Annotated in this window: 20 protein-coding genes and 1 riboswitch; of the genes, 8 read left to right on the forward strand and 12 right to left on the reverse strand. The window is 69.3% G+C overall.

Annotated features, from left to right (window positions below):
- The first annotated feature begins 2 nt into the window (after positions 1-2).
- From recC to arfB, 4 genes are read left to right on the forward strand one after another with little or no spacing between them, the layout of a single operon-like run.
- A complete protein-coding gene (gene recC / locus AC5LXK_RS06120; RefSeq protein WP_493390765.1) occupies positions 3-3,341 on the forward strand; it encodes an exodeoxyribonuclease V subunit gamma in 3,339 nt (1,112 codons plus the stop codon).
- On the forward strand, positions 3,338-7,048 hold the full coding sequence (gene recB / locus AC5LXK_RS06125; protein WP_493390766.1) for an exodeoxyribonuclease V subunit beta: 3,711 nt from the start codon (positions 3,338-3,340) through the stop codon (positions 7,046-7,048). The genes recC and recB overlap by 4 nt, the downstream gene beginning before the upstream one ends.
- A complete protein-coding gene (locus AC5LXK_RS06130; RefSeq protein ID WP_493390767.1) occupies positions 7,045-9,354 on the forward strand; it encodes an AAA family ATPase in 2,310 nt (769 codons plus the stop codon). Before recB ends, AC5LXK_RS06130 begins: the two co-directional genes overlap by 4 nt.
- Positions 9,351-9,755: an alternative ribosome rescue aminoacyl-tRNA hydrolase ArfB gene (arfB, locus tag AC5LXK_RS06135; RefSeq protein WP_493390768.1), complete on the forward strand. Its 405-nt coding sequence runs from the start codon at positions 9,351-9,353 to the stop codon at positions 9,753-9,755. The genes AC5LXK_RS06130 and arfB overlap by 4 nt, the downstream gene beginning before the upstream one ends.
- A gap of 57 nt (positions 9,756-9,812) precedes the next feature.
- On the opposite strand, the gene AC5LXK_RS06140 is transcribed toward arfB, so the two are convergent.
- The 5 genes from AC5LXK_RS06140 to thiC form a co-directional block, all read right to left on the reverse strand.
- The gene (locus tag AC5LXK_RS06140; protein ID WP_493390769.1) at positions 9,813-11,093 is read right to left on the reverse strand and encodes a sensor domain-containing phosphodiesterase; all 1,281 of its coding nucleotides are present in this window, start codon (positions 11,091-11,093) and stop codon (positions 9,813-9,815) included.
- Between the two features lie 482 nt (positions 11,094-11,575).
- Complete coding sequence (locus AC5LXK_RS06145; RefSeq protein WP_493390770.1) at positions 11,576-12,502, reverse strand: DMT family transporter; 927 nt, start codon at positions 12,500-12,502, stop codon at positions 11,576-11,578.
- Between the two features lie 143 nt (positions 12,503-12,645).
- Positions 12,646-12,894: a hypothetical protein gene (locus AC5LXK_RS06150; RefSeq protein ID WP_493390771.1), complete on the reverse strand. Its 249-nt coding sequence runs from the start codon at positions 12,892-12,894 to the stop codon at positions 12,646-12,648.
- Positions 12,895-13,107: 213 nt separating this feature from the next.
- Positions 13,108-13,320 carry a YMGG-like glycine zipper-containing protein gene (locus AC5LXK_RS06155; protein WP_493390772.1) on the reverse strand — a complete coding sequence of 71 codons (213 nt, stop codon included), beginning with the start codon at positions 13,318-13,320 and terminating at the stop codon, positions 13,108-13,110.
- A gap of 232 nt (positions 13,321-13,552) precedes the next feature.
- Positions 13,553-15,484: a phosphomethylpyrimidine synthase ThiC gene (gene thiC, locus AC5LXK_RS06160; protein ID WP_493390773.1), complete on the reverse strand. Its 1,932-nt coding sequence runs from the start codon at positions 15,482-15,484 to the stop codon at positions 13,553-13,555.
- A gap of 75 nt (positions 15,485-15,559) precedes the next feature.
- A riboswitch (TPP riboswitch) is annotated at positions 15,560-15,676 on the reverse strand.
- A gap of 270 nt (positions 15,677-15,946) precedes the next feature.
- On the opposite strand from thiC, the gene AC5LXK_RS06165 reads away from it, so the two are divergent.
- The 3 genes from AC5LXK_RS06165 (at position 15,947) to AC5LXK_RS06175 (ending at position 17,747) form a co-directional block, all read left to right on the forward strand.
- On the forward strand, positions 15,947-16,219 hold the full coding sequence (locus AC5LXK_RS06165; protein ID WP_175842910.1) for a pentapeptide MXKDX repeat protein: 273 nt from the start codon (positions 15,947-15,949) through the stop codon (positions 16,217-16,219).
- Between the two features lie 77 nt (positions 16,220-16,296).
- Complete coding sequence (locus AC5LXK_RS06170; protein ID WP_493390774.1) at positions 16,297-16,929, forward strand: cytochrome b/b6 domain-containing protein; 633 nt, start codon at positions 16,297-16,299, stop codon at positions 16,927-16,929.
- Between the two features lie 29 nt (positions 16,930-16,958).
- Entirely contained in the window at positions 16,959-17,747 is a 789-nt protein-coding gene (locus AC5LXK_RS06175) for a molybdopterin-dependent oxidoreductase (protein ID WP_493390775.1), read from the forward strand.
- Positions 17,748-17,772: 25 nt separating this feature from the next.
- On the opposite strand, the gene AC5LXK_RS06180 is transcribed toward AC5LXK_RS06175, so the two are convergent.
- Entirely contained in the window at positions 17,773-18,054 is a 282-nt protein-coding gene (locus AC5LXK_RS06180; RefSeq protein WP_493390776.1) for a helix-turn-helix domain-containing protein, read from the reverse strand.
- Positions 18,051-18,404 (reverse strand): type II toxin-antitoxin system RelE/ParE family toxin, encoded by a 354-nt coding sequence (locus AC5LXK_RS06185; protein ID WP_493391191.1) that lies wholly within the window; start codon positions 18,402-18,404, stop codon positions 18,051-18,053. Before AC5LXK_RS06185 ends, AC5LXK_RS06180 begins: the two co-directional genes overlap by 4 nt.
- A gap of 506 nt (positions 18,405-18,910) precedes the next feature.
- Between AC5LXK_RS06185 and AC5LXK_RS06190 the strand changes: the two genes are divergently transcribed.
- A complete protein-coding gene (locus AC5LXK_RS06190) occupies positions 18,911-20,077 on the forward strand; it encodes an EamA family transporter (protein WP_493390777.1) in 1,167 nt (388 codons plus the stop codon).
- A gap of 21 nt (positions 20,078-20,098) precedes the next feature.
- Here the strand turns inward: AC5LXK_RS06190 and AC5LXK_RS06195 are convergent, their stop codons facing one another.
- The 5 genes from AC5LXK_RS06195 to AC5LXK_RS06215 form a co-directional block, all read right to left on the reverse strand.
- Positions 20,099-21,298 carry an MFS transporter gene (locus AC5LXK_RS06195; RefSeq protein WP_493390778.1) on the reverse strand — a complete coding sequence of 400 codons (1,200 nt, stop codon included), beginning with the start codon at positions 21,296-21,298 and terminating at the stop codon, positions 20,099-20,101.
- A 162-nt stretch (positions 21,299-21,460) separates the two neighbouring features.
- Complete coding sequence (locus AC5LXK_RS06200) at positions 21,461-22,285, reverse strand: phosphodiesterase (protein ID WP_493390779.1); 825 nt, start codon at positions 22,283-22,285, stop codon at positions 21,461-21,463.
- Positions 22,286-22,372: 87 nt separating this feature from the next.
- A complete protein-coding gene (locus AC5LXK_RS06205; RefSeq protein WP_493390780.1) occupies positions 22,373-23,404 on the reverse strand; it encodes an ABC transporter ATP-binding protein in 1,032 nt (343 codons plus the stop codon).
- A gap of 13 nt (positions 23,405-23,417) precedes the next feature.
- Complete coding sequence (locus tag AC5LXK_RS06210) at positions 23,418-24,314, reverse strand: ABC transporter permease (RefSeq protein WP_493390781.1); 897 nt, start codon at positions 24,312-24,314, stop codon at positions 23,418-23,420.
- Between the two features lie 10 nt (positions 24,315-24,324).
- Positions 24,325-25,149 carry an ABC transporter permease gene (locus tag AC5LXK_RS06215; RefSeq protein WP_493390782.1) on the reverse strand — a complete coding sequence of 275 codons (825 nt, stop codon included), beginning with the start codon at positions 25,147-25,149 and terminating at the stop codon, positions 24,325-24,327.
- Positions 25,150-25,164 lie beyond the last annotated feature (15 nt).

The following is a 25,164-nucleotide window of genomic DNA, read 5'->3' on the forward strand; positions in this document are numbered from 1 at the left end:
TCATGCTCCATCTCTTCTATTCGAACCGTCACGAAACGCTGGCCGATGCGCTGCTCGAGGATCTGGCCGCGTTTCCGGCCCGCAACGGCCCGTGGGCGCCGCAACAGGTCATCGTGCCGAGCGCGGCGCTGCGCCGTCGCCTCGAGCTCGACATCGCCGCGCGCAACGGCGTGTGCGCGAACGTCGAGTTCACGTATCTCGCGCAGTGGCTGTGGGCGCAGATCGGGCGCGTGCTGACGGTGCCCGCGCGCTCGCCGTTCGCACCCGACCGGCTCGTGTGGCGCTGCTTCCGGCTGTTCGCGCAGGCAGCCGACGGTGCGCCGTGGCTCGCGTCGCCGCGGCTGGCCGCGTATCTGTCGGCGTCCGACGATGCGATGCGCTACGAGCTCGCGCACCGCGTCGCGGCCGTGCTCGATCATTACCTGACCTATCGCCCCGAATGGCTGGCCGCGTGGCAGGCCGGCGAATCCGTGCTCGCGGGTGAGGGGGCGCCGCGCGGGATCAGCGACGCCGCGCGCGACGACGAGCGCTGGCAGGCCGCGCTGTGGCGCGCGCTGCTCGCCGAATTGAGCGACAGCGGCACGCCGCCCGCGCACCGCTTCCTCGTCGAAGCGCGCCATCTCGATGCCGATGCGGTTGCGCGCGCCGACTGGCCCGAATCGGTCAGCGTGTTCGCGCTGCCGACGATGCCGCCGCTGCACGTCGCGCTGCTGCGCGAACTGTCGCGCTGGATCGACGTGCGCGTCTATGCGCTGAACCCGTGCCGCGAATTCTGGTTCGACATCGTGACCGCCGCCCACTCCGAGGCGCTCGATGCGGCCGGGCGGCTCGACTACCAGGAGGTCGGCCATCCGCTGCTCGCCGAATGGGGCAGGCAGACGCAGGCGCAACTGCACATGCTGCACGAGCTGACTGAAAGCGCCGCGTCAGGCGATGCGTCGCGTTTCGTCGAGAATCCCGGGTCCACGTGGCTCGCGCGCGTGCAGAACGCGATCCTCGAGCTGCAGCCGGAGGCCGAAACCGGCGGCACGCCGGCCGAGCGCGGGATCGAGGTGCATGTGTGCCACAGCCTCGCGCGCCAGCTCGAGGTGCTGCACGACCGGCTGCTTGCGTGGTTCGACGCCGACGCGAGCCTGCAGCCGTCCGACGTGCTCGTCGCGGTGGCCGATCTCGCCGCGGCCGGGCCGCTGATCGACGCGGTGTTCGGCACGGCCGGCGCAGGCGGCTCGCGCGTGCCTTACCGGATCACCGGCCTGCCGCCGTCGCAGGCGAACCCGGTCGCGCGCGTGCTGCTCGACTGGCTCGCGTTGCCGGAGCGGCAGGTCGGCGCGCCCGAGCTGGTCGAATGGCTGCGCGTCGATGCGGTGGCCGCGCGCTACGACATCGACGCGGCCGCGCTCGAGACGGTGCAGACCTGGCTCGCGGCGGCCGGTGCGCGGCGCGGCCTGTCGCCGCTCGCGAGCGACGACGCGGCCGTGCCCGCACCGCGCCACACGTTCTCCGATGCGCTCGCGCGGCTCTTTCTCGGCTATGCGATGCCCGAAGGCGCGGCGCCGATCGGTGCGTGGCTGCCGATCGAGGCGGCCACGGGCAGCGAGGCCGAACTGCTCGGCCGGCTTGCGCGCTTTACCGACGATCTCGACGGCTTCGCCCGGCGGCTCGCCGAGTCGCACACGCCGCGCGGCTGGAGCGAACTGTTTGCCGACACGCTCGCGCGTTTCTTCGATTCGGGCGCCGCGCATGCCGACGCGCTGGCCGGCGTGCGCGACGCGCTCGACGCGATGCTGGCCGCGATGACGGAGGGCGCGCCCGACGAGGCGTTGCCGGCGGCCGTCGTCCGCGCAGGGCTGGCCGCGGCGCTCGACGATCCGGCGCGCGGCGGGGTGCCGTGGGGTGGCGTCACGTTCTCGTCGCTGACGAGCTTGCGCGGCCTGCCGTATCGGGTCGTCTGCCTGCTCGGGATGGACGACGGCGTGCTGCCGAGCCTCGCGCGCGCCGACGAATTCGACCTGATGGCCGTGCTGCCGAAGCTCGGCGACCGGCAGCGCCGCGACGACGAGCGCAACCTGTTTCTCGACCTGCTGCTGGCCGCGCGCGACCGGCTGATGATTGCCTATACGGGGCGCAGCATTCGCGACAATGCGCCGTTGCCGCCCGCGGCACTCGTCGACGAACTGCTCGACCATCTGGCGATCGTCACGGCCGGGCCCGATGCCGCGCCGGACGCGGTCGATGCCGCGCGGCGCGCGTTCGTCGTCGAGCATCCGCTGCAACCGTTCGCCGCCGCGTATTTCCAGCCCGGCAGCGCGCTCGCTTCATACGACGCCGAGCGTGCGGCGCTCGCGTCGCTGCTGGCTGCCGAAGCGTCGCGCGACGGGCCGCGCGAGCAGCCGTTTTTCGCGCAGCCGTTGCCGGCCGAGCCGGTCGAACCCGTCGCGTTCAGCGAATTCGAGCGCTTCTGGCGGCATCCCGCGCGTGCATTGCTGCGCGGCCGGCTCGGCATCGTGCTTGCCGACGCGCAGGCCGAACTGCTCGACACCGAGCCGTTCTCGCTCGATTTCGCCGGCAGCGATGCGCTCGCCGAGCGCGTGTTGCCGCTGTTGATCGAATCGGACGAGGGCGGCGTGCACGATCACGCGCTGCGCATTGCCGACGCAAGCCCCGAGCTGCCGGGCGGTGCGACGGGCGTGGTGTGGCGCGACCAGGCGCTCGGCTCGATGACGCAGCTTGCGTCAAACGTGCGCCGCGCGCTGGCCGACGGCATGGAGCGGCGGCCGTTCTCGCTCACCGTCGTGCCGGCGTGGCCCGATACCGAACAGGCCTTGTTCGGCGCCGATGACGCAATGCTGTCGGCCGACGCGGTGAGCACGCCGCTCGAACTGCACGGCACGCTGAACCGGCTGACGCCGGCCGGGCAGATCATCTACCGCTATGCGCGCCCGAGCGCGCGCGATTACCTGTCCGCGTGGCTCGCGCATCTCGTCTACTGCGCGATCGAGCCCGGCGGCCCGCGGCGCACGCTGTGGTTCGGCAGTGGCGGCGCGTTCGAGCTGACGCCCGTCGCGGCGCCGCTCGAGCGGCTCGCGCCGCTGGTCGCGCTGTTCCGCGCAGGGCGGCGCATGCCGCTGCGGTTTTTCCCGCGCAGCGCATGGGCGCGGGTGTCCGACGGCGAAGCCAAGGCCGCGAGCGTCTGGATCAACGAGCGCGTCGTGAGCGAAGCCGACGATCCTGCCATCGCGATCGCGTGGCGCGGTGCGCATCCGTCGCTCGACGAGCCGTTCGGCACACTCGCACGGCTCGTGTTCGAGCCGCTCGTCGAGCATCTGAAGGAGGTCGCATGAGCGCCGTGTCGCAGCCGCAGCAGGCGCTCGAACTCGACGTGTTCGCGTGCCCGCTCGACGGCGTCAACCAGATCGAGGCGTCGGCCGGCACCGGCAAGACGTGGAACATCTGCGCGCTGTATGTGCGTCTGCTGCTCGAAAAGGATCTCGGTGCGGACGAAATCCTCGTCGTGACCTTCACGAAGGCGGCGACGGCCGAGCTGCACGAGCGGATTCGCAGCCGGCTCGCCCAGCTTGCGCATGCACTCGAAACCGGTGACGACGGTGGCGATCCGTTCATCGCGCGCCTGCTCGAGACCACGCTCGGCGACGACGGCGCGCTCGATCCCGAGACGGCCGCGAAGCGGATCCGCCGTGCGCTGCGCGCATTCGACCAGGCCGCGATCCATACGATCCACGCGTTCTGCCAGCGCGCGTTGCAGGAAGCGCCGTTCGCGGCGGCGATGCCGTTCGCGTTCGACATGGAGGCCGACGATGCGTCGCTGCGCTTCGAACTCGCGGCGGATTTCTGGCGCACGCGCGTCGAACCGGCGGCTGCACGCTGGCCGGGCTTCGCGATCTGGCTCGTCGAATCGGGCGCCGGTCCGGCCGCACTCGATGCACAGCTCGCGCGCCGGCTGAAGAAGCCGCTCGCCGCGCTGCGCTGGGACGGCGTGACCGAGCCGGACGAATCGGCCGAAGCGGCCGCAGCGGAATGCTTTGCCGAGGCGGCGCGGATGTGGGCGGCCGAGCGCGAGGCGATCGATGCGTTGCTGCGCACCGCGCAGCCCGTGCTCAACCAGCGCTCGCACAAGCCCGACGCGGTCGCCGATGCGCTTGCCGCGTGGGCCGCGCATTTCGCGCAGGGCGATGCGACGGCCGCGTTGCCGAAGGCCGCGCTGAAGCTCACGCAAACCGCGCTGGCCAAGGCGACGAAAAAAGGCGGCACGACACCCGGACACGCGTTCTTCGACGTGGCCGACGCGCTGGAGGCGGCCGTGGCCGCTGCCGAGGCCGCGCAGCGCGCGCGCTGGCTCGCGCTGATCGCCGAATGGCTCGACATGGCGCCGGGCGAACTGGCCGAGCGCAAACGCACGCGGCGCGTCGTGTCGTTCGACGATCTGCTCGCGAACCTGTATCACGCGCTGCGCGCGCATCCCTGGCTTGCCGAGACGCTGCGCGCACGCTATCCGGCCGCACTGATCGACGAATTCCAGGATACCGATCCGCTGCAGTTCGCGATCTTCGACCGGATCTTCGCGCCGGGCGGCCCCCTGTTTCTCGTCGGCGATCCGAAGCAGGCGATCTACAGTTTCCGCGCAGCCGATCTGCATACCTATCTTGCCGCGCGTGCACGGGCGAGCGCGTGCTATACGCTCGCGGTCAACCAGCGCTCGACACCCGCGATCGTCGACGCGTGCAACCGCTTCTTCATGTCGAACCCGCGTGCGTTCGTGCTCGACGGGCTCGACTACTACGCGGTGCGCGCCGGCACGCGCGCGCGCGCGCCGTTTTTCGACGAAACCGATCCGGGCCCGGCCGGCGATTTTCGCGTATGGGCGCTGCCTGGCGGCGAAGGCACGCTGCTCAAGCGCGACGCCCAGGCGCAAGCGGCCCAGGCCTGCGCGGCCGAAATCGCGCGTCTGATGCGCGGTGCGCGCGAGGGGCGCGTGCGGCTCGGCGATACGCCGTTGTCGCCGGGCGATATCGCGGTGCTCGTGCAGACGCACCGGCAGGGCAGCCTGGTGAAGCGCGTGCTCGCCACCTGGGGCATCGGCAGCGTCGAGCTGGCGCAGGCTTCGGTGTTCTCGACAGGCGACGCCGAGCAGCTCGAACGCGTGCTGGCGGCGATCGATGCGCCGGGGGACCTGCGGCGCCTGCGTGCTGCGCTCGCGTCCGACTGGTTCGGCCTCGATGCCGGGGCACTGTGGCACATGGAGCAGGGCGACGGCGATGCGCCACCCGACGCGCCGGCAGCGGACAGTGCCGACGCAATGAGCTGGGTCGAGCGTTTCTCGCGGTATCGGCTGCTGTGGCGCGAACGCGGTTTCGCGGTGATGTGGCGCACGTTTACGCGCGAGTTGCGGATCGCCGAGCGGCTGATGGCCGGGGCGGACGGCGAGCGTCGCGTGACGGACATCAACCACCTGGCCGAGCTGACGCAGGCGCGCGCATCCGCGCAGCCGGGCATTGCGCCGACGCTGCGCTGGCTCGCCGCGCAACGGCTCGACGGCGGCGGCGAGGAAGCGCAGTTGCGACTCGAATCGGATCGCAACCTCGTGCAGATCGTCACGGTGCACAAGTCGAAGGGTCTCGAATACGCGATCGTGTTCTGTCCGTTCCTGAACGACGGCGGGTTGCGCGAGCCGCCATCGTCCGCGCTGCCCGATGCGCGCGAGTATCACGACGATGCGGGCGACGCGGTGCTGCATTACGGATGCGACGACGAGGCGGCCGCACATGCGGCGCGACAGGCGTTGCGCGAGCAGGCCGCGGAGCGCGCGCGGCTCGTCTACGTGGCGCTCACGCGCGCGGTCTATCGCTGCTACGTCGTCGCCGGGCCCTACCTGTCGTCGCGCTCGACGCGCGAAGCGCGGCGCAGCGTGCTCAACTGGCTCGTCGCAGGCGCCGGTCAGTCGTTCGATGCATGGCTCGACGAGCCGCCCGACGAAGCCGCGCTCGATACCGCGTGGCACGCGCTCGCGGCCGGCCCCGTGAGTGTCGCGCCGCTGCCGGTGCCGGCGCGCCGCGAGCGTCTCGCGGCCGGGCACGATGCATCGCAGACGCTCGCGGCGCGCCATGCGACGCGCGTGCTGCGCGACGCATGGCGGATGGCAAGCTTCAGCTCGCTGACCGCGTCGATGGCGCGCGAGGAGGCGGGCGTCGCGGCCGTGCCCGACGACGAGCTGCGGCCCGATCACGATGCGCTTGCCGCGGTGACGCCCGACGGCGAGCTGATATGGGTCGATACGGTCGTGGCCGAGCCGCCGGACGACGACATCCTCGTGTTTCCGCGCGGGGCAGCGGCCGGCGAATGCCTGCACCGCCTGTTCGAACTCAGCCGGTTCACGGAGCCCGAGTCGTGGCACAAGGCCGCGCTCGGCGCGTTGCACGACCGGCCCGTCGAGGCCGTGCCCGAGCTCGCTACCCGGCTGCCGACGATGATGGCGCAGCTGGTCGACGATGTCGTGCATACCGAGCTGGTGCCGGGCATGCGGCTCGTCGATCTCGATCCGGCGAAGCGGCTCGACGAAATGGGTTTCCTGTTCCCGGCGCCGTCGCTCGACCTGATGGCGCTGCGCCGGCTGCTGGTCGCGAACGGCTATCCGGACGTGGCACTGGAGGCGGGCATGCTCGCCGGTTTCATCAAGGGTTTCATCGACATGATCGTCGAACACGACGGCCGCTTCTGGATCGTCGACTGGAAGTCGAACCATCTCGGCACGACGCCGGATGCGTATGGCCCGCGCGCGCTCGACGTCGCGATGGCCGATCACGCGTATCACCTGCAGGCGCTGCTTTATACGGTCGCACTGCATCGCTACCTGCGCGGGCGGTTGCCCGGCTACGACTACGATACGCACATCGCGGGCTACCTGTACCTGTTCGTGCGCGGCGTGCGGCCCGACTGGCGCAGTGGCGGCGAGCCGGCCGGCGTGCATGCGCGGCGGCCCGCGCGCGCGCTCGTCGACGCACTTGACCGGATGATGGAAGGGGGCCGAGCATGAACGCGTCCGACGACACGCTCGAATTCACCGGCGGCCTCGTCGCGCGGCTGCCCGAGCCCGCCGATTTCGGCATCGCGCTCGCGGAAGGCTTCGCGCGTCGCATCGGCGACCTCGCGCGGCGTGCCGGCGCGCCGTCCGCGTCGGCACGCTGGGCGGCGCGTGCCGCGTTCGCGACGAGCCGCGCGACCGCGGGCGGCCACGTATGCGTCGCGCTCGCCGCGCTCGCGCAGCGCTACGAAGCGCCCCTCGACGAGGTGCGCGCGGCGCTCGCCGCAAGCGGCGTGGTTGCATTCGGCACGCTCGCGCGCGGCGACGAGCGGCCGCTGATCGTCGATCGGCACGATCACCTGTACCTGTCGCGCTATTTCGATTACGAACGGCGGCTCGCCGATGCGCTCGTCGCGCAGGCCGGCGTCGCCGCGCCCGACGAAGGGTTGTCGCCCGACCGGTTGCGCGACAGCCTCTCGCGGTACTTCGGGCCGGCCACCGGCGAAGTCGACTGGCAGCGCGTGGCGGCGATCGTCGCGCTCACGGGCCGCGTGACGATCGTCAGCGGCGGCCCCGGCACGGGCAAGACGACGACCGTCGTCGGCGTGCTGGCTTGTCTGCTCGACGCACACCCGGGGTTGCGCATCGCACTGGCCGCACCGACCGGCAAGGCCGCGCAGCGGATGCAGGAAGCGCTGCATGCGCGCGCCGGCGACCTGCCGCCCGAACTCGCGGCGCGTTTGCCCGACACGTCGTACACACTGCATCGGCTGCTGGGCGGCGGCGGGGCGGCCGGCTTCCGGCATCATCGCGACAATCCGTTGCCGTACGACCTGATCGTCGTCGACGAGGCGTCGATGATCGACGTCGCGCTCGCCGCGCATCTGCTCGACGCGCTCGCGCCGGGGGCGCGGCTCGTGTTGCTTGGCGACAAGGATCAACTGGCCGCGGTCGAGGCCGGCGCCGTGTTCGCGGAGTTGAGTGCGCGGCCGACGTTTACCGCAGCGGCGCGCACACGCATCGCACAGGCGTTCGGCATCGACGAAGCGGCGTTCGTCGCGGCGTTGCCGGTGCCGGACGACGCGGCGCCCGCGGCGATTCCGGCTGCGAATCCGGTGCCCGCTTCGTCACACGTCCCGGCGCCGTCATCCGTATCGGTTTCTGCTTCACGCAAACCGCCATCCCGGCCGAAAGCCGATCCTCGCCAGGCATCGCTCTTCGACGACGAACCGCAGGATGACGAAGGGTCGCCGGCCGACATCGCTCCGCCATCGCCCGTTGCGCCAGTGTCGATCGAGGAGCGCAATTCCGGCGAAGCGGACGATGCGCCCGCGTGGATCGGGGTCGACGAACTTGCATGGCTCGACGCCGTCGAGCTGCCGCCGTTCGACGCAGACGACGCGGCGCTCGCGTCGGTGGCGGCGGCCGCGCCGGCATGGGCCGGCGAAACCGCTGCGGTATCGGCCACGCCGGCTCCGGCACCGCTCGCAGATTGCGTCGTGTGGCTCGAACGCAATTACCGTTTCGGTCTTGATTCGCCGATCGGGCGGTTGTCGCTCGCGATCCGCCGTGGCGACGTGCAGGCCGCACTCGATGCGCTGCCCGCCGACGACGCGGCCGCCGCGTCGTTCCACGACGATGCAGGCGATACGCTGGCGTCGTCGACGGTCGAGCGGCTCGCACGGCGATTCGGCGCATATCTCGATGCATTGCGCGACGCGCTGGCCGCACCGGTGCCGGATCCGCTGCCGCTGTTCGATGCGCTCAACCGGTTCCGGATCCTGTGCGCGACCCGCAACGGCTCGCGCGGCGCGGAGCACGTCAACGCGCTGGTGGCCGCACATGTGCGGCACGCGGCGCGCGTGCCGCTCGCGGTCGGTGCGCACTGGTTCACCGGTCGGCCGATCATGGTGACGCGCAACGACTATGCGCTGGGACTGTTCAACGGCGACATCGGCATTGCGTTGCCCGATGCGCACGGCGTGCTGCGTGTGTGGTTCCGGCGTGCGGACGGCACGACGCGCGCGGTATCGCCCGCCGCACTGCCACCGCACGAAACGGCATTCGCGTTGACGGTACACAAATCACAAGGCTCGGAATTCGACGAAGCGGCGCTCGTGCTGCCGGCGTCGTTCAGCCGGGTGCTTACGCGCGAACTCGTCTATACGGCCGTCACGCGCGCCCGCACGCGCGTGCAGGTGATCGGGCCGCGGCGTGTGCTGGCGCAGGCGGTCGCGACGCGCACGCAGCGCGATTCGGGGCTCGCGGCCCGCGTCGACGAAGCGCTCGCACGGCGCCGCGAGGAGGCTTTGCGATGATGATCCGCTACACACTCGATCCGGCCGAAGTCGAATGGACGGCCGTGCGCGCGCAGGGCGCGGGCGGGCAGAACGTGAACAAGGTGTCGAGTGCGATTCATCTGCGCTTCGACATCCGGGCGTCGTCGTTGCCGCCGGTCATCAAGGAGCGGCTCCTCGCGCTGTCGGATCAGCGCATCACGCGCGAAGGCATCGTCGTGATCAAGTCGCAGGAATACCGCACGCAGGAGAAGAACCGCGAGGCCGCGCTCGCGCGGCTCGATGCGCTGATCGGCGGCGTCGCGTACACGCCGCGTGCACGGGTTGCGACGCGGCCGACGCGCGCGTCGAAGGAACGGCGGCTGGAGCACAAGTCGCGCCGCGGCGCGGTGAAGTCGGGACGCGGGAAGGTGGTCGACTGACGAACGGCGCGGCAGCGAACGACAGGCGCGATGGACGTATGCGCGCCGTCGCTCCGGCTAGCGCATCACCGTCCCTGCGCTGTCGAGCACGAAGTCGACGCAGAACACGACGAGCCGGCTCTGCGCGCGGATCGCGACGGCGGCCGTATAGCAGTCGCGGCCTTCCGTCAGCGAGAAGTGAGGGCCCATCAGCGCGACGCGTCCGGGTGCGGCGATCGCGCGCTGGAAGTACGGTCGTCGCGACCAGTTGCTGTGGGTTTCCGGGAACAGCGGCGCGAGGCGAGTGACGCTCGCCTGATTGTCGTCGGCAGGTGCGCCGATCGACGGGAGGAACTGCTCGCCGGTTTCGTCCGTGACGAACACGCGGCGCGCGGCCGGCACCGCGAATACGCGTTGCGCGGCATCCTGCAAGTTGCCGCTCGCCGAAAACGCGGCCGCGCCGGTGAGCACGAGCCGTTCGATTGCATCGAAACCCGGCTGCTCGGCGACGGCCGGCGCATGTCGACGGGCGATGAAGCGCCGCCACGCGGCGTCCAGCATCGCGGGCGCCGACGCGCTCGCGTGCGCGATCGATGCATCGGGCTGGCCGAACTGGAAGCCTTGCACGAAATCGATGTCGGCTTCCATCAGCGCCTGCAGTGCGTCGTCGTTTTCGACGCCTTCGGCCAGCACCATCGCCCCGGCCTGGTGCAGCATCGACACGAGGTGATGCATGATGCGGCGATCGTCGGCCGACCCGGTCGAGCGCTCGACGAGCGAGCGGTCGAGCTTCACGATGTCGGGCCGCGCCCGCCACACGCGGTCGAAATTCGAAAACCCCGTGCCGAAATCGTCGATCGCGATCAGGAAATCGCGATGCTGGATCATGTCGATCGTGCGGGCGAGCGCGGCTTCGTCGCGCGCCGGCTGTTCGACGACCTCCAGCACGATGCGGTTCGGCGGCAGCGCGAAGTGCCGGCACAGCGCCTCGACGAACTCGCGCTGCACGAGGCCCGTGTCGAGCACGCGCGGTGTCACGTTCAGGAACAGCCAGCCGTCGCCGATTCCTTGCGTGACGAAGTTGGCCGTGTGCAGGCAGCGCGCGAGCCGGTCGAGCAGCAGCACGTCGGCGTCGTCGCGGGTCTTGTTGAACAGCGCGGTGGGCGAGATCAGCGCACCGTTTGCATCGACCACGCGCAGCAGTGCCTCGTAGCCGACGACGCGCTTGTGCGTGATCGACAGCACGGGCTGGAACACGCTGCGCAGCGTCGTGGTGCGATAGGTGGCGAGCCAGCCGCTGGGGGTTGGCGTGAGGCGTTCGAGCAGGGCGTCGAGCGACAGGTCGCGTTCGGGCTTCATGTCAACGGTACCCGGGAGCGAGCGGCGGGGCGGCGGCGCGCCACCACACTGATGCAGTCGCATGCGCAGGCGGCCGCGAGAGAACGTGAGGCATCGAGACCGCCTTCAGCGGATAAGTTTTCCGAGTGTAACGGGATTGCGGCGGCGCGCGTATCAGGGAAACTCCAGACGCAAACGGTACACCGGGCGGCTTCGGCGCGCACGCGGCGGCGACCGGTGCCGTGCGAGTGCACGCCGCGCATGATCGTCACGCGGCGGAGGGCGCCGCAGCGGCAAATGACAATCCCGCGACATGGCGGTGGCAGGAACGTGCGTTGCGGGTGCCTGACGGGCGCTGCGCTGCGGAAAATCCCGGCGGTCGGGCGTCGCCGTCGGATGAATGCTGCCGCCGCCGCGGGGCTATCCGCACCGCGCCGGCAAACGAGCGGCGTTTCGCCGCCGGCACTGCCGCGCGACGGACGGCAGAGCGTGACCGCGAATTTTCAGGTCGCTTCGCCGCCGCGCGGCCGGAGGCCAGGAATCCGCTTGATCACGCCGGTCGCGAGCGCGGTGCCGACGAGTACGATCGCGCAGCCTTCGATCATTATGGCCGACACGTGTTCGCCGAGGAACAGCGCGCCCCACAGCAGCCCGAACACGGGGATCACGAACGTCACGGTGATCGCGCGGGCGGGGCCGACATGCGCGATCAGGTAGAAGAAGATGAAATACGCGATGCCCGTACAGGCGATGCCGAGCGCGAGCACGGAACCCCACGCGTGCAGGCCGACCGGTGCGGCCGGCCACGTGACGATCGCGAACGGCAGCAGCAGGACGGTCGAGCCGATCATGCTGCCGGTCGCGTTGACGAGCGGGTCCACGCCGCCGAGTTTGCGCTTCGTGTAGTTGGCCGCGATGCCGTACAGCAGCGTCGCGCCGAGCGCGGCGGCGGCGGCGAGCGCGGTTGCGCTGGCGCCCGTGTCACCGTGCGCATTCGCGATCTGGTTCCACACGAGCGTGAGCACGCCGGCAAAGCCGATGACGAGGCCGAGCGCGCGCGGCAGGGACAGCTTGTCCTTCAGCCACAGGTACGCGACGAGTGCGCCCCACAGCGGCGTCGTCGCGTTGATCACCGACGTCAGACCGGCCGACAGCGTCAGTTCGGCGAACGCGAACAGGCAGAACGGGATGCCCGAGTTCAGCGCACCGACGACGAACAACGGCCAGGCCCGGCTGCGCAACTGGGTAGCGAGTTCGGCTGGTTTGAAGCGCGTCAGCGCGAAGCCGGTGAGAAACAGCGCACCGATGCCCACGCGCAGCGCCATCAGCGGCGCGACGCCGAAATCGACCACGCCGATCCGGATGAACAGGAATGATGCGCCCCACAGGGCAGCGAGCACGGTCAGCAGGAAAGCGTTCTTGGGCGACATCGATCGGCGAGGGCGGGGACGGGATGCGAAGAATCTTACACCGCGTTAACGCGCCGCCGTTTCACGATTGGATGAAACGACAAGAAACGGGAATGCTGCCGATTGCGGGGCCCGATGGCCGGCCGGCTGCGCCGGCGCTGCGATCAGTGATGGCGCCAGCCGCCGCCTCCGCCGAAGCCGAAATTGAGCGATAGCGCCGGTCCCCAATAACCGCCCCACGCGGGCGCATAGGCCGGCGCCGGGTAATAATAGGCGGGGCCGGGGTCGACATACGCGGGCGCCGGCTGTACCGGTGCCGCCGCGTAATAGCCGCCAGGATAGTAGCCGTACGGGTAGTAGCAGCCGGCGAGCGTCGTGCACGCGAGCGCCGCGGCGACGAGGGTCCTGTTCATGATGTCTCTCCGGCGGAGCCGGCAATCGGCAGATGCTTAAGCTTAGGCCGCGCGCCGATGACACGGTGTGCAAAACGGTAACGGATCATTTCCGGGCGGCCGTCGCGCGTGTTGCGGCGCCGCATGCGAAAACGGCGCTTCCGCGTGGCGGAAACGCCGTTGAACCCGCTGGACTGCCGCCATGCGTCTCGCGGCGGGCCGGTATCGGCCCGCTTACATGCCGACCTGGTTACCGATGATGCCGCCGGCTGCCGCGCCGCCCAGCGTCGACAGCGCGCTGCCGCCGATCGCTGCGCCGGCGACACCGCCGACACCCGCGCCGATTGCCGTATCGCGCTGGCGGCGCGACATCGAATCGCAGGCCGACAGGCTGGCGACGGTCGCGACGAGGAGAGCGCATACCCCAAAACGCCGAATCGAATTCATGATCGTTGTCCTTGTGGTAGTGAACGGAGGGCGCGCGACCGGCTGGCGGCCGCGCATGTCCCCAATCTACGCGCCGCCCTGCCGCGCTGCTGTAAGGACTTGTTAAGGCTCGCGCGGTTTCGTAATCAATTGTTTCGCACGGGCCGGCAGGCACACGACATGCGCAAAAAAGCCCGCTCGAAAGCGGGCTTCGTGCATCGCGATGCGATCCGGTGCGGACCGCATCGTGCGCTTACTGACGGTGGTAGATCTCGGCGCCGGTCTTGACGAACTCGACCGCCTTCACTTCCATCCCCTTCTTCAGCGCTTCGGTTTCCGACACGCCTTGCTGTGCCGCGAACTCGCGCACGTCCTGCGTGATCTTCATCGAGCAGAAATGCGGGCCGCACATCGAGCAGAAGTGCGCGACCTTCGCCGAATCCTTCGGCAGCGTTTCGTCGTGGAATTCGCGCGCCTTGTCCGGATCGAGGCCGATGTTGAACTGGTCTTCCCAGCGGAATTCGAAGCGGGCCTTCGACAGCGCGTTGTCGCGCACCTGCGCGCCCGGGTGACCCTTGGCGAGGTCGGCGGCGTGCGCGGCGAGCTTGTACGTGATGATGCCTTCCTTCACGTCGTCCTTGTTCGGCAGGCCGAGGTGTTCCTTCGGCGTCACGTAGCACAGCATCGCGGTGCCGAACCAGCCGATCATCGCGGCGCCGATGCCCGACGTGATGTGGTCGTAGCCCGGCGCGATGTCGGTGGTGAGCGGCCCGAGCGTGTAGAACGGCGCTTCCTTGCACCAGTCGAGCTGGAGATCCATGTTCTCCTTGATCAACTGCATCGGGACGTGGCCGGGGCCTTCGATCATCACCTGCACGTCGTGCTTCCACGCGATCTGCGTGAGTTCGCCGAGCGTCTTCAGCTCGCCGAGTTGCGCTTCGTCGTTCGCGTCGTAGATCGAGCCGGGGCGCAGGCCGTCGCCGAGCGAGAAGCTCACGTCATACGCCTTCATGATCTCGCAGATCTCTTCGAAGTGTTCGTACAGGAAGCTTTCCTTGTGGTGCGCGAGGCACCACTTCGCCATGATCGAGCCGCCGCGCGACACGATGCCCGTCATCCGGTTCGCGGTGAGCGGCACGTACTGCAGGCGCACGCCCGCATGGATCGTGAAGTAGTCGACGCCTTGCTCGGCCTGTTCGATCAGCGTGTCGCGGAAGATTTCCCAGGTCAGGTCTTCGGCCTTGCCGTTGACCTTTTCCAGCGCCTGGTAGATCGGCACCGTGCCGATCGGCACCGGGCTGTTGCGGATGATCCACTCGCGCGTTTCATGGATGTGCTTGCCGGTCGACAGGTCCATCACCGTATCGCCGCCCCAGCGGATCGCCCACGTCATCTTGTCGACTTCCTCGCCGATCGACGACGTGACGGCCGAGTTGCCGATGTTCGCGTTGATCTTCACGAGGAAGTTGCGGCCGATGATCATCGGCTCGGATTCCGGGTGGTTGATGTTCGCGGGGATGATCGCGCGGCCGCGCGCGATTTCGTCGCGCACGAATTCCGGTGTGATCTCGGCCAGCGCGTTCGCGCCGAACGCTGCGGCGCCGAACGCCTGGCCCGGGTGCTGGCGGCCCATCATCGCGGCGAGCTTCGCACCGTTCGGGCCGCTCGATTTCAGGCTCTCGAGGTACTCGGCGCGGCGCTGGTTCTCGCGGATCGCGATGTATTCCATTTCCGGCGTGATGATGCCCTGACGCGCGTAGTGCATCTGCGTGACGTTCTTGCCGGCCTGGGCACGGCGCGGATTGCGGTGCAGGCCCGGGAAACGCAGGTCGGCCGTGGCCGGATCGGCGGCGCGTTCGAGGCCGTAATGGCTCGACAGGCCGGAGAGCGTTTCGGTGTCGCCGCGTGCTTCGATCCAGCCCTGGCGCAGCGCCGGCAGGCCCGCGCGGATGTCGATCTTGGCTTCCGGATCGGTGTAGGGGCCCGACGTGTCGTACACGTAGATCGGCGGATTCTTTTCGCCGCCGAAGCCGGTCGGCGTGTCGGCCTGCGTGATTTCGCGCATCGGCACGCGGATGTCGGGCTGCGAGCCGGTGACGTAGACCTTGCGCGAATTGGGCAGCGGCGCGACAGCAGCGGCGTCGACGTGGGCGTCGGCGGACAGAAACTTCGGATTGGCGTTCATGCAATCTCCTGATGTGGGGCGCTAGCTAAGCAGGAGACGAGATTCGTGAGGCGGCGGATTTCGTCAGAGGGATGGCGGCGAAATCCGTACGCTTCCCTGCGCTGGCATTATCCAGATCAGGTTCAAAGGGTATTTCTCACCCGCAATGCCGGTTGTTTGACCGAGCGCATTGCAGGACCCCCGCGTTAGCAAGGGCACACGATACACCGGCTTGGCGACGGTTTCAACCGGGAGCGCAGCGGATGTCGCCTGGCGATCGCCCGATCGCCGCCGCCGGAACGGGCGGGGTGCGCCGCAGCAAGCACCATGGACGAATCGCCTCGCAGCCCGGCCGGAAAAGGTCGTGCGGTGCAGCATCGCGCCCCTTCATTTCAGCCCCCGAAATTTTTTTCGACATCGCTGTCATTTCCGGCGGTGTGCTCCGTCTATTCGGCTCCCAAACCCATGTATCGGAGAGATGTCATGAAAAACGTATTCCTGGTTGCCTGTGTCGCCGCACTTGCCACGATCGCAACGGGCGCGTATGCGCAGAACGATGCGATGTCGAAGGACGGCATGTCGATGTCGAAGGACGCGATGGGCCACGACGCGATGGCCAAGGACGGCGCGATGAAGAAGGACGGCATGAAGAAGCACGCGATGAAGAAAGACGCGATGAAGAAGGACGCGATGGGGCACGACGCGATGTCCAAGGGCGACGCGATGAAGAAGGACGCCATGAGCCCGTCGAACTGACGGATGCGCGCGGGGCGCGGTCGTGCCGGTTGCACGCGCGCGTCCCGTCACGTCGAATCATCCCGGGAGTCTTCATCATGCAAACGGTTCCTGTCACGGGGCGTGCGGGTGCGATACCGCCCGTGCGCCCGATCCATCCGCCGTGGCTGCGTGTGAGCCACTGGCTCAACGCGGTCGCGGCGATCCTGATGGTGCTGTCCGGCTGGCGCATCTACGACGCGTCGCCGATCTATCCGTCGTTCACGTTCGCGCACGGCATCACGCTCGGCGGCTGGCTCGGCGGTGCGCTGCAATGGCATTTCGCGGCGATGTGGCTGCTGGTCGGCAACGGGCTGTTCTATCTCGCGATGTCGATCGCGACGGGGCGCTTCGCGCGCAAGCTTTTGCCCGTCACGCCGGCGTCGGTGTGGCGCGACGTCCGTGCCGCGCTCGGCGGGCGGCTGTCGCACGACGACCTGAGCGTCTACAACGCGGTGCAGCGCGCCGCGTACCTGGTTGCGATCGTCGATCTGGTCGTACTGGTGCTGTCGGGGCTCACGATCTGGAAGTCCGTGCAATTCCCGCTGCTGCGCGAACTGTTCGGCGGCTACGACAACGCGCGCGTCGTGCATTTCTGGGCGATGTCGCTGCTCGTCGCATTCTTTGTCGTCCACGTTGCGATGGCGTTGCTGGTGCCGCGCTCGTTGCTCGCGATGCTGCGCGGTCGCTGACCCGCAAGTCGCGGGCGAAGGAAATCATCATGTCGGAATCCGAAGGAAATCGCGGTGAGCCGCGCTGGACGCTCGACCGGAAGTCGCTCGAGCTCGACGTACGACGCGAGCTCGAGATGCCGTCGCGGCGACTCTTCACCCGGCGCGTGCTGACGCTCGGCGGCCTGACGATGCTGACCGGCTGCACGCTGCAGGACGACGCATCGGTCAACACGTTCCTCGAGAAGGTGTCGCGCATGAACGATCGCGTGCAGGCGTGGTTGTTCAATCCCGACCGGCTCGCGCCGACCTACGCCGAAGCCGACATCACGCGGCCGTTCCCGTTCAATGCGTACTACGGGATCGACGACGTGCCGCACGTCGACGAGTCGACCTACCGCCTCGTGCTGTCCGGCCGCGTGACGGGCAAGCGCGTGTGGACGCTCGACGAGCTGCGCGCGCTGCCGCACGCCGAGCAGATCACGCGGCACATCTGCGTGGAAGGGTGGAGCGCGATCGGCCGCTGGGGCGGCACGCCGTTCGGCGCGTTCCTCGCGCGCGCCGGCGCCGACACGCGGGCGAAATACGTCGGCTTCAAGTGCGCGGACGATTACTACGAAAGCATCGACATGCCGACCGCGCTGCATCCGCAGACGCTGCTCGCGTTCGAGTACGACGGCCGGCGGTTGCCGCCGGAATACGGCTTTCCGATGAAGCTGCGGATGCCGACCAAGCTCGGCTACAAGAACCCGAAGCACATCATGGAAATCTTCGTGACCGACACGTTCCCGGGCGGGTACTGGGTCGATCAGGGATACAACTGGTTCGGCGGATCGTGAGCGGTGCGCGTGGCGCCCGCAGGCGTCACGCGGATTCGCGCACCTGCAGATCGACGCGCAGGCCGACCGCGGCGGCCATGTTCACGAGCGCGTCGAGCCCGAACAGGTTGATCTTGCCGCGCATCAGGTCGGACACGCGCGGCTGGGTGACGCTCAGCTGCTTCGCCGCCTGGGCCTGACTGAGCTCGAGCTGAGCAATGCGCTGCTTGAGCGCGATCATCAGTTCGGAGCGCAGCTTCATGTTCTCCGCTTCGGCCGGCTGGCCCTCGAGTGCGTCCCGGACGCTTGAATAACGTTCGTTGGTCATCGTTTCCTCTCCATCGTCAGTGCGCGATAGCGCCGGGCGGCCAGTTCGATATCGGCCCTGGTCGTGCGCACCGATTGCTTCCGGAAGCAGTGCAGGACGTAGACGGCGTCGGCGAATGTTGCGACGTAAATGATCCGGAACGCGCCGCTCGCATCTCGCAGGCGAATTTCCCGCACGCCGATGCCGATCGTGCGCATCGGCTTCCAGTCGTCGGGCGCGAGGCCGCGCTGTACCTGGTCGATCTGGTGGCCGGCCTCGCGCCGCGCGGGTAGCGGAAAGCCGCGAAGATCGGCGAGCGCGCTGCCAACGAAAACAACCGGCTCCGGCGGTAGAGCGGTTGAATCATACAAAATTTTGTATGAATGGTGCAGGATCGAAAGAGGGGTGCGCGGAGCAGGGGGCACGTGAGCCGACCGTCACGACAAGGGGGATGCGCCGGCCGGCGTGCAGGACTGGCCGTTCGGCCGATGGCTGACTCGATCGCGACGGATTGCCCTCGGTGGCAGGGCGAACCGGTATCCCGGCAATGCACGCGTGTGGCGTATCCGGCCCCGGATTTCCTCCGCCCGCCGGCCGGAAAATGTCGCGCGGAAACATCATTCGTGATCCTTTCAGACAGGTCCGACGATGCTTTCGAATCCTTGATGCCATAATGCCGAGCGTGTGCAGCCGAAAGCGGTTGCGCGCATTTTTTTTGTCCCTCTGCCGCCGCTTGCCGGTTCTTTTTCGTCGCCGTTCGCACTGCCATGTCGTTCCGCACGTTTGCTCTGCCTTCCCGGTCCTGTCAGGACCGTTTGCCGGCATCGCCGGCGTCTTTCAGCGGAGCACGCGGCGTGACGTGCGGGCGGGGCGTACGATGACGCCGCTCGACCGCCTCCTCGATTTCCTCGCCCGCTTTTCGTTCCGGATCCGCCTGCCGCAAAGCCGCGGCGGCCGCGTGGCGCTGGCGCTCGTGTTCATCTATTTCGTCTGGGGTTCGACCTACAGCGGCCTGCATTTCGCGCTGCAGTCGTTCCCGCCGCTGCTGCTGTCGGGGCTGCGCAACCTGCTCGGCGGGATCGGGCTGTTCATCTTCGCGCTGCGGCGCAAGCCCGAATGGCCGACGCTGCTGGAAATCCGCAACTCGGCGATCGTCGGCACGATGCTCGTCGCGCTGTCGTCCGGCACGATCGCGCTCGGCATGCGCACGGTCAGCAGCGGTTCGGCCGCGGTGATGGTCGCCACGGTGCCGCTGTTCGCGACCATGATCGCGGCGGTCGCCGGACGGCCGGTGACGAAGGGCGAATGGTCCGCCGTCGCGCTCGGCATGGTCGGCATCGTCGTGCTGAATTCGGGCGGCGCGGCTGCCGCGAATTCGGCGCTCGGCACGATCTGCGTGCTGGCCGGCGCGCTGTTCTGGGCAGGCGGCGCGCATCTCGCGACGCGGCTCAAGCTGCCGTCCGACCTGTTTCTGTCGACGTCGCTGCAGATCGGCCTCGGCGGGCTGATGTCGACGATCGTCGCGTGGTTGCTCGGCGAACGGATCGAACACGTGGCCGTCGGGTCCGTGTTCGCGTTCGTCTACCTGATGGTGTTCTGCACGATGGCCGCGTATGTCGCGTACGGCTACCTGATCCGCCACACGAGCCCGATCATCGCGAGCAGCTGCATGTACGTGAACCCGATCGTCGCGGTCGCGCTCGGTGCGTTGCTGCTGGGTGAGCCGGTGACGATGGCGACCGTGGTCGCGACCGTCGCGATCCTCGGCAGCGTCGGATTGTCGTTCGTGTTCGATCCGGCGCGCCGGCCCGCGGCGGCGGCCAGTTCGCCGGCCGTGACGACCGAGCAGGGGGCGGCGGACGCTGCGTCCGCACCCGAGCAGATTGCGATACCGGATGCGCCGCCGATCCTGGCGCCTTCCGCCGTCCCGCTCGCGGTGCCGACGCCGGCCGCGGTGATGGATCCTGCCGCGGTGATCGATCCGGCACCGGCATTCGCGCAGCCGCCAGCGGCCGAGCCGGCCGCATCGCGCACCGACGCGTGACGCCGCCGTGGCCGGTTGCGCTCAGCCGCGCCGGCCGCCGCGATGGTGGAACCAGCCCGCGAGCGCGGTAAACAGCAGCCCGGCCGCGCACATGCCGGTCCAGCCGAATGCACGCCATGCGGCGACACCGGCCGACGAGCCGAGCGCGCCGCCGATGAAATAGCACACCATGTACACCGTGTTGACGCGGCTGCGTGCCTCGGGCTTCAGCGCATAGATGCGCGACTGGTTCGAGATCTGCGCGGCCTGCACGCCGACGTCGAGCACGATCACGCCGATCACGAGCCCGACGAGGCTCGAACCCGACAGCGCGAAGATCACGAACGACAGCGCGAGCAGCGCGATCGCGAGCGAGATGATCGCGCGCGGGCCGCGCTTGTCCGCGAAGCGGCCTGCGTACGGCGCGGCGAGTGCGCCGGCGGCCCCGACGATCCCGAACAGGCCGGCGGCCTGCGGGCCGAGATGGAACGGCGGGCCGGCGAGCAGCAGCGTGAGCACCGGCCAGAACGCGCTGAACGCCGCGAACAGCGCGGCGCCCGTCAGCGATGCCTCGCGCAGCCCCCGCAATTCGACGGCCAGATGCCACATCGAGCCGAGCAGCTTGCCGTACGGCAGCGTCGACGTCGGCGAGCTGCGCGGCAGCCGCAGCACGATCACCGCGGCGAGCGCGACGAGCGCCGCGACCGATGCGGCGAACACCGCGCGCCAGCCGAAGTATTCGGCGACGAAGCCGGCGGCCGTGCGCGCGAGCAGGATGCCGAGCAGCAGGCCGCTCATCACGGTGCCGACGGCATGCCCGCGTTCCGCCGGCGGCGCGATTTCGGCGGCGAACGGTACGGCCTGTTGCGCGATGGTCGCGAGCACGCCGATCGCAAGGCTCGCGACCGCGAGCACGGCCAGCGACGGCGCGGTGGCTGCCACGATCAGCGCGACCGACAGCCCGGCGATCTGCAGCAGGATCAGCCCGCGGCGATCGAAACGGTCGCCGAGCGGCGCGAGCAGGAACATGCCGGCCGCATAGCCGAGCTGCGTCGCGGTCGGTACCGCGCCGATCCATGACGCACCGTCCGGAAAGGCCGAGCGGAAACTGTCGAGCAGCGGCTGGTTGTAATAGATGTTCGCGACCGACACGCCCGCGATCGTCGCGAGGAGCAACAGCAGGCTGCGCGAGTAGTGGGGCGAGGCGGCGTCGGTCGGACGGTCGGTGGAGGCGGTGGACATGGCTGCGCGGGCGAAGTTGGACGGCGCGGCAAGCGGCGCACGCGTCGGGTGCGCAGGCGGGCCGGGCGCCGGTCGAGGCTGCCGATCATACCGGAGCGACGTGAATCCTGCCGGGCGGGCGGCGAACCGGCCGCCGCCCGTCGGCGTGCGCTTCGGCCGCGCTCAGTCGACCAGCTCGCCCGTCGGTTCGTAGAACGGATACGGCCCGGCGCCTTCGTCCACGTACACGTGATGCGACGTCATCCCCGTATCGGGTTCGTAACGATGGACCGCGAACGCCGGCGGTTCGAGCCGGAATGCGGACGGGGCATCGGTCCGCAGGTCGAACGCGACCTGGTGCGCGGGCGACGGCACCGCGGACGCGAGCGTACCGCCGAAGCGCGTGAACATCGTGCGGTGCACGTGACCGCACAGCACGCGCTCGACGTTCGGATGACCGCGGAGCAGCGCGTCGAGTTTCGCGGAAGCGGCCGGTGCGAGACGCAGCTTGTCCATGTGGCCGATGCCCGACTCGAACGGCGGATGATGCAGCGCGACGATCACCGGCCGGTCGCGCGCGGCGTCGAGCTGCGCGGCGAGCCAGGCGAGCCGTGCGTCGCACAGGTCGCCGTAGCTGGCGCCCGGCACCTGCGAGTCGAGCGCGAGGATGCGCACCGCGCCGACATCGAGCGCGTACTGCACGAATTCGCCGTCCTGCAGCTCGGTGCGATCGGCAAACGCGCGGCGCAGCCCGGCGCGGTCGTCGTGATTGCCGATCATCAGGTAGTACGGAATCTCGAGCGTCGCGAGCAGCCCGCTCAGGTTGCCGTACTCTTCGTCATGGCCGAAATCGGTCAGGTCGCCGGTGACGAGCACGGCGTCGGGGCGCGGCACGAGCGCGTTCAGCTTGGCGATGCAGCGCGCGAGCGCGGCCGCCGTGTCGACGCGCCGGTACGCGAGCTGGCCCGGACGCTTGATGTGGAGATCGCTGATTTGAGCAAGCAGCATCGTCGTTCCTCGGAATCGTCTGGTTGTTGTCGCGGCGGCGTCGTGCGCCGCGGTGGGGGGCTGCATGAATGATGCCCGAACGACCGGTTACGCGCCGAGCGCGATCAGGCCTTCCGGCGCGATCGTGAGGCCGACCGCCGTGCCGCGCGCGAGCGCGATGCGGCCGGGCACGTCGATCACGAGCGCGTCGGGCGCCGCATGCTCGATCGTGAGTCGCGTACGCTCGCCGAGGAACGCGCACGCGCCGACCGCGCCACGCAACGGCGCATGCGCGGGATCGGCAAGCTGCGCGTCCTCGGGGCGGAAGAACCATTCGTCGGCCGCATGCGGCGTGACGATCGCGCCGCCCGTCGTTTCGAGCGCGCCGTTGCGCCACTGTCCCGCCAGCCGGTTCAGCGTGCCGATGAATTGCGCGACCGTGCGGTTTGCCGGGTGGTAGTAGATGTCGCGCGGCGTGCCGATCTGCTCGATGCGGCCCGCGCCCATCACGACGATGCGATCGCCGAGCTCCATCGCCTCGGCCTGGTCGTGCGTCACGTAGACGGTCGTCACGCCCAGTTCGCGCAGCAGCGCGTTCATCTCGCGGCGCAGCACGTCGCGCAGCTTCGCGTCGAGCGCGGTCAGCGGTTCGTCGAGCAGCAGCACGCGCGGCCGCACCGCGAGCGCACGCGCCAGCGCGACGCGCTGACGCTGGCCGCCCGACAGCTGATCGACCGGCTTGTCCGCATGCGCGTCGAGCCGCATCATCGCGAGCAGTTCGTCGACGCGCTCGCGCAACGCGCGCGGCGCGGTCTTGCGGATCTTCAGCCCGTAGCCGACGTTGCCGCGCACCGTCAGGTTCGGAAACAGCGCGTAGTTCTGGAACACCATGCCGACCTGCCGGCGCTCGATCGGCAGCGCGGTGACGTCGTCGTTGCCGAACGCGATCGTGCCGCCGGCATCCGGCGTGTCGAGGCCCGCGATCAGGCGCAGCGTGGTCGTCTTGCCGCAGCCCGACGGCCCGAGCAGCACGAGCGTTTCCCCGGCGCCGATCGACAGGTCGAGCGGTTCGAGCACGCGCGTGCCGCGGAACGTCTTCGCGCAGCCGGTCAGGGTGATGGGGGTGGAATCGAGTTTCATGTCTGCAATAAATTCAGCGCGGGCGCTTCCTGAGCGCGCGCGTGCCGGACGGATCGACACCGAGCCATTGCATCGCGACGAGCAACGGCAGCGTCATCAGCAGGAACAGGATCGTGTATGCGCTGCCGACTTCGAGGCGCAGCGATGCATACGTATCGGCAAGCCCGACCGGCAGCGTCTTGGTGTCGGGCGTATGCAGCATCCACGTGAGGTTGAATTCGCCGATCGACAGCGTGAGCACCGCGAGCGCACCCGCGACGATGCCGGGCCGCAGGTTCGGCAGCACGATCGTGACGAAGCGCGTGACGAACGACGCGCCGAGGCTCGCCGCGCCTTCCTCGAGCGTGCGCAGGTCGGCGCCGGCCGCGACGGCTGCCACCGCACGCACCATGAACGGCAGCGTGAACACGACGTGGCCGACGACGATGAACCACAGGCTCATCCGGAACGCGGTGAAGCCGCCGTACACGACCAGCAGCGCGAGCGCCGATGCGAGGCCGGGCAGCGCGACGGGCAGCACGAGCGCTTCCTCGATCGCCCGCGCGACGCGGCTCTTGCTGCGTGCGAGCGCATAGCCGGCCGGCACGCCGACGGCGAGCACGATCGCGAGCGTCGCGAATGCGACATAGAGCGACAGCGCGACCGAGCCGTGATACTGCTGCCACACCTGTTCGAGCCAGCGCAGCGTGAGGCCGCTCGACAGGCCGCGGAAGTAGTTGACGGTCAGGCCCGCGAGCACCGACATCACGACGGGCACGATCAGGAACGCGCACAGCAGCAGCGTGACGCCCCATTGCATCGCGGCGATCGCGCGTGAGCCTGCGGCGCGCGGTGCGTGCCGGGCGCCGCGCTTCGCCTGCGCGGGAGCGGGGGCCGGCGACGGCGCGGAAGAGCCGGAAAGCGATTGCATGACGGAATCCTCAGGCCGCGGCAGCGGCGGTGTGGCCGGTGAACCGGCGCGCGAGCGCGAGCACGATCCAGGTGACGATGCCGAGCACGATCGACAGGCCGGCCGCCGTCGCGATGTTCGCGTTCAGCGTGAACTCGGTATAGATCGTCATCGGCAGCACGTTCAGGTCGGTGGCGAGCGTGAACGCGGTGCCGAACGCACCCATCGCGGTCGCGAAGCAGATCGCGCCGGCCGCGATCAGGCCCGGCGCGAGCGCGGGCAGCACGATGTCGACGAAGATGCGCCACGGCGACGCGCCGAGCGAACGCGCGGCTTCCTCGAGCGACGCGTCGAGCTTCGACGCGGCCGCGATCACGGTGACGATCACGCGCGGGATCGAGAAGTACAGGTAGCCGATGAACAGGCCCGCAACCGAGTACGCGAACACCCACTTGTCGCCGGTGAGCTTCGCGGACAGCATGCCGATCAGCCCCTGGCGCCCGGCGAGCATGATCACCATGAAGCCGACCACGACGCCCGGGAACGCGAGCGGGAACGTGAGCAGCGCGAGCAGCACGCGCTTGCCCGCGAATTCGCGGCGCGCGAGCAGCAGGCCGGAGATCGTCGACAGGGCGAGCGTCGCGAGCGTGACGCCAGCGGACAGCGCGATCGTCTCGCCGAGACTCTTCATGTAGCGCGCATTGCCGAGCAGCGCCGCATAGTGCGAGAAGAATGCGCCGTCCGCCGACACCTGGACGAGCGACACCATCGGCAGCAGCCAGAACGCGGCGAACACCGCCAGCGCCGGCGCGACGAGCGCGACGCGCCAGCGCAGCGGGAAAGTCAGGTCGAGCATCGGTGGCGTCCCGCG

This window comes from Burkholderia pulmonis, from assembly GCF_984667975.1.

Bases quoted from the DNA above. Each gene is read 5' to 3' on its own strand.
- recC (WP_493390765.1), top strand. From the start codon at position 3: ATGCTCCATCTCTTCTATTCGAACCGTCACGAAACGCTGGCCGATGCG.
- AC5LXK_RS06155 (WP_493390772.1), bottom strand. From the start codon at position 13,320: ATGAATTCGATTCGGCGTTTTGGGGTATGCGCTCTCCTCGTCGCGACC.
- arfB (WP_493390768.1), top strand. From the start codon at position 9,351: ATGATGATCCGCTACACACTCGATCCGGCCGAAGTCGAATGGACGGCC.
- AC5LXK_RS06180 (WP_493390776.1), bottom strand. From the start codon at position 18,054: ATGACCAACGAACGTTATTCAAGCGTCCGGGACGCACTCGAGGGCCAG.
- AC5LXK_RS06205 (WP_493390780.1), bottom strand. From the start codon at position 23,404: ATGAAACTCGATTCCACCCCCATCACCCTGACCGGCTGCGCGAAGACG.
- AC5LXK_RS06210 (WP_493390781.1), bottom strand. From the start codon at position 24,314: ATGCAATCGCTTTCCGGCTCTTCCGCGCCGTCGCCGGCCCCCGCTCCC.
- recB (WP_493390766.1), top strand. From the start codon at position 3,338: ATGAGCGCCGTGTCGCAGCCGCAGCAGGCGCTCGAACTCGACGTGTTC.
- AC5LXK_RS06150 (WP_493390771.1), bottom strand. From the start codon at position 12,894: ATGAACAGGACCCTCGTCGCCGCGGCGCTCGCGTGCACGACGCTCGCC.
- AC5LXK_RS06165 (WP_175842910.1), top strand. From the start codon at position 15,947: ATGAAAAACGTATTCCTGGTTGCCTGTGTCGCCGCACTTGCCACGATC.
- AC5LXK_RS06175 (WP_493390775.1), top strand. From the start codon at position 16,959: ATGTCGGAATCCGAAGGAAATCGCGGTGAGCCGCGCTGGACGCTCGAC.
- AC5LXK_RS06195 (WP_493390778.1), bottom strand. From the start codon at position 21,298: ATGTCCACCGCCTCCACCGACCGTCCGACCGACGCCGCCTCGCCCCAC.
- AC5LXK_RS06145 (WP_493390770.1), bottom strand. From the start codon at position 12,502: ATGTCGCCCAAGAACGCTTTCCTGCTGACCGTGCTCGCTGCCCTGTGG.
- AC5LXK_RS06200 (WP_493390779.1), bottom strand. From the start codon at position 22,285: ATGCTGCTTGCTCAAATCAGCGATCTCCACATCAAGCGTCCGGGCCAG.
- AC5LXK_RS06215 (WP_493390782.1), bottom strand. From the start codon at position 25,149: ATGCTCGACCTGACTTTCCCGCTGCGCTGGCGCGTCGCGCTCGTCGCG.
- AC5LXK_RS06130 (WP_493390767.1), top strand. From the start codon at position 7,045: ATGAACGCGTCCGACGACACGCTCGAATTCACCGGCGGCCTCGTCGCG.
- AC5LXK_RS06140 (WP_493390769.1), bottom strand. From the start codon at position 11,093: ATGAAGCCCGAACGCGACCTGTCGCTCGACGCCCTGCTCGAACGCCTC.
- AC5LXK_RS06170 (WP_493390774.1), top strand. From the start codon at position 16,297: ATGCAAACGGTTCCTGTCACGGGGCGTGCGGGTGCGATACCGCCCGTG.
- AC5LXK_RS06190 (WP_493390777.1), top strand. From the start codon at position 18,911: ATGACGCCGCTCGACCGCCTCCTCGATTTCCTCGCCCGCTTTTCGTTC.
- thiC (WP_493390773.1), bottom strand. From the start codon at position 15,484: ATGAACGCCAATCCGAAGTTTCTGTCCGCCGACGCCCACGTCGACGCC.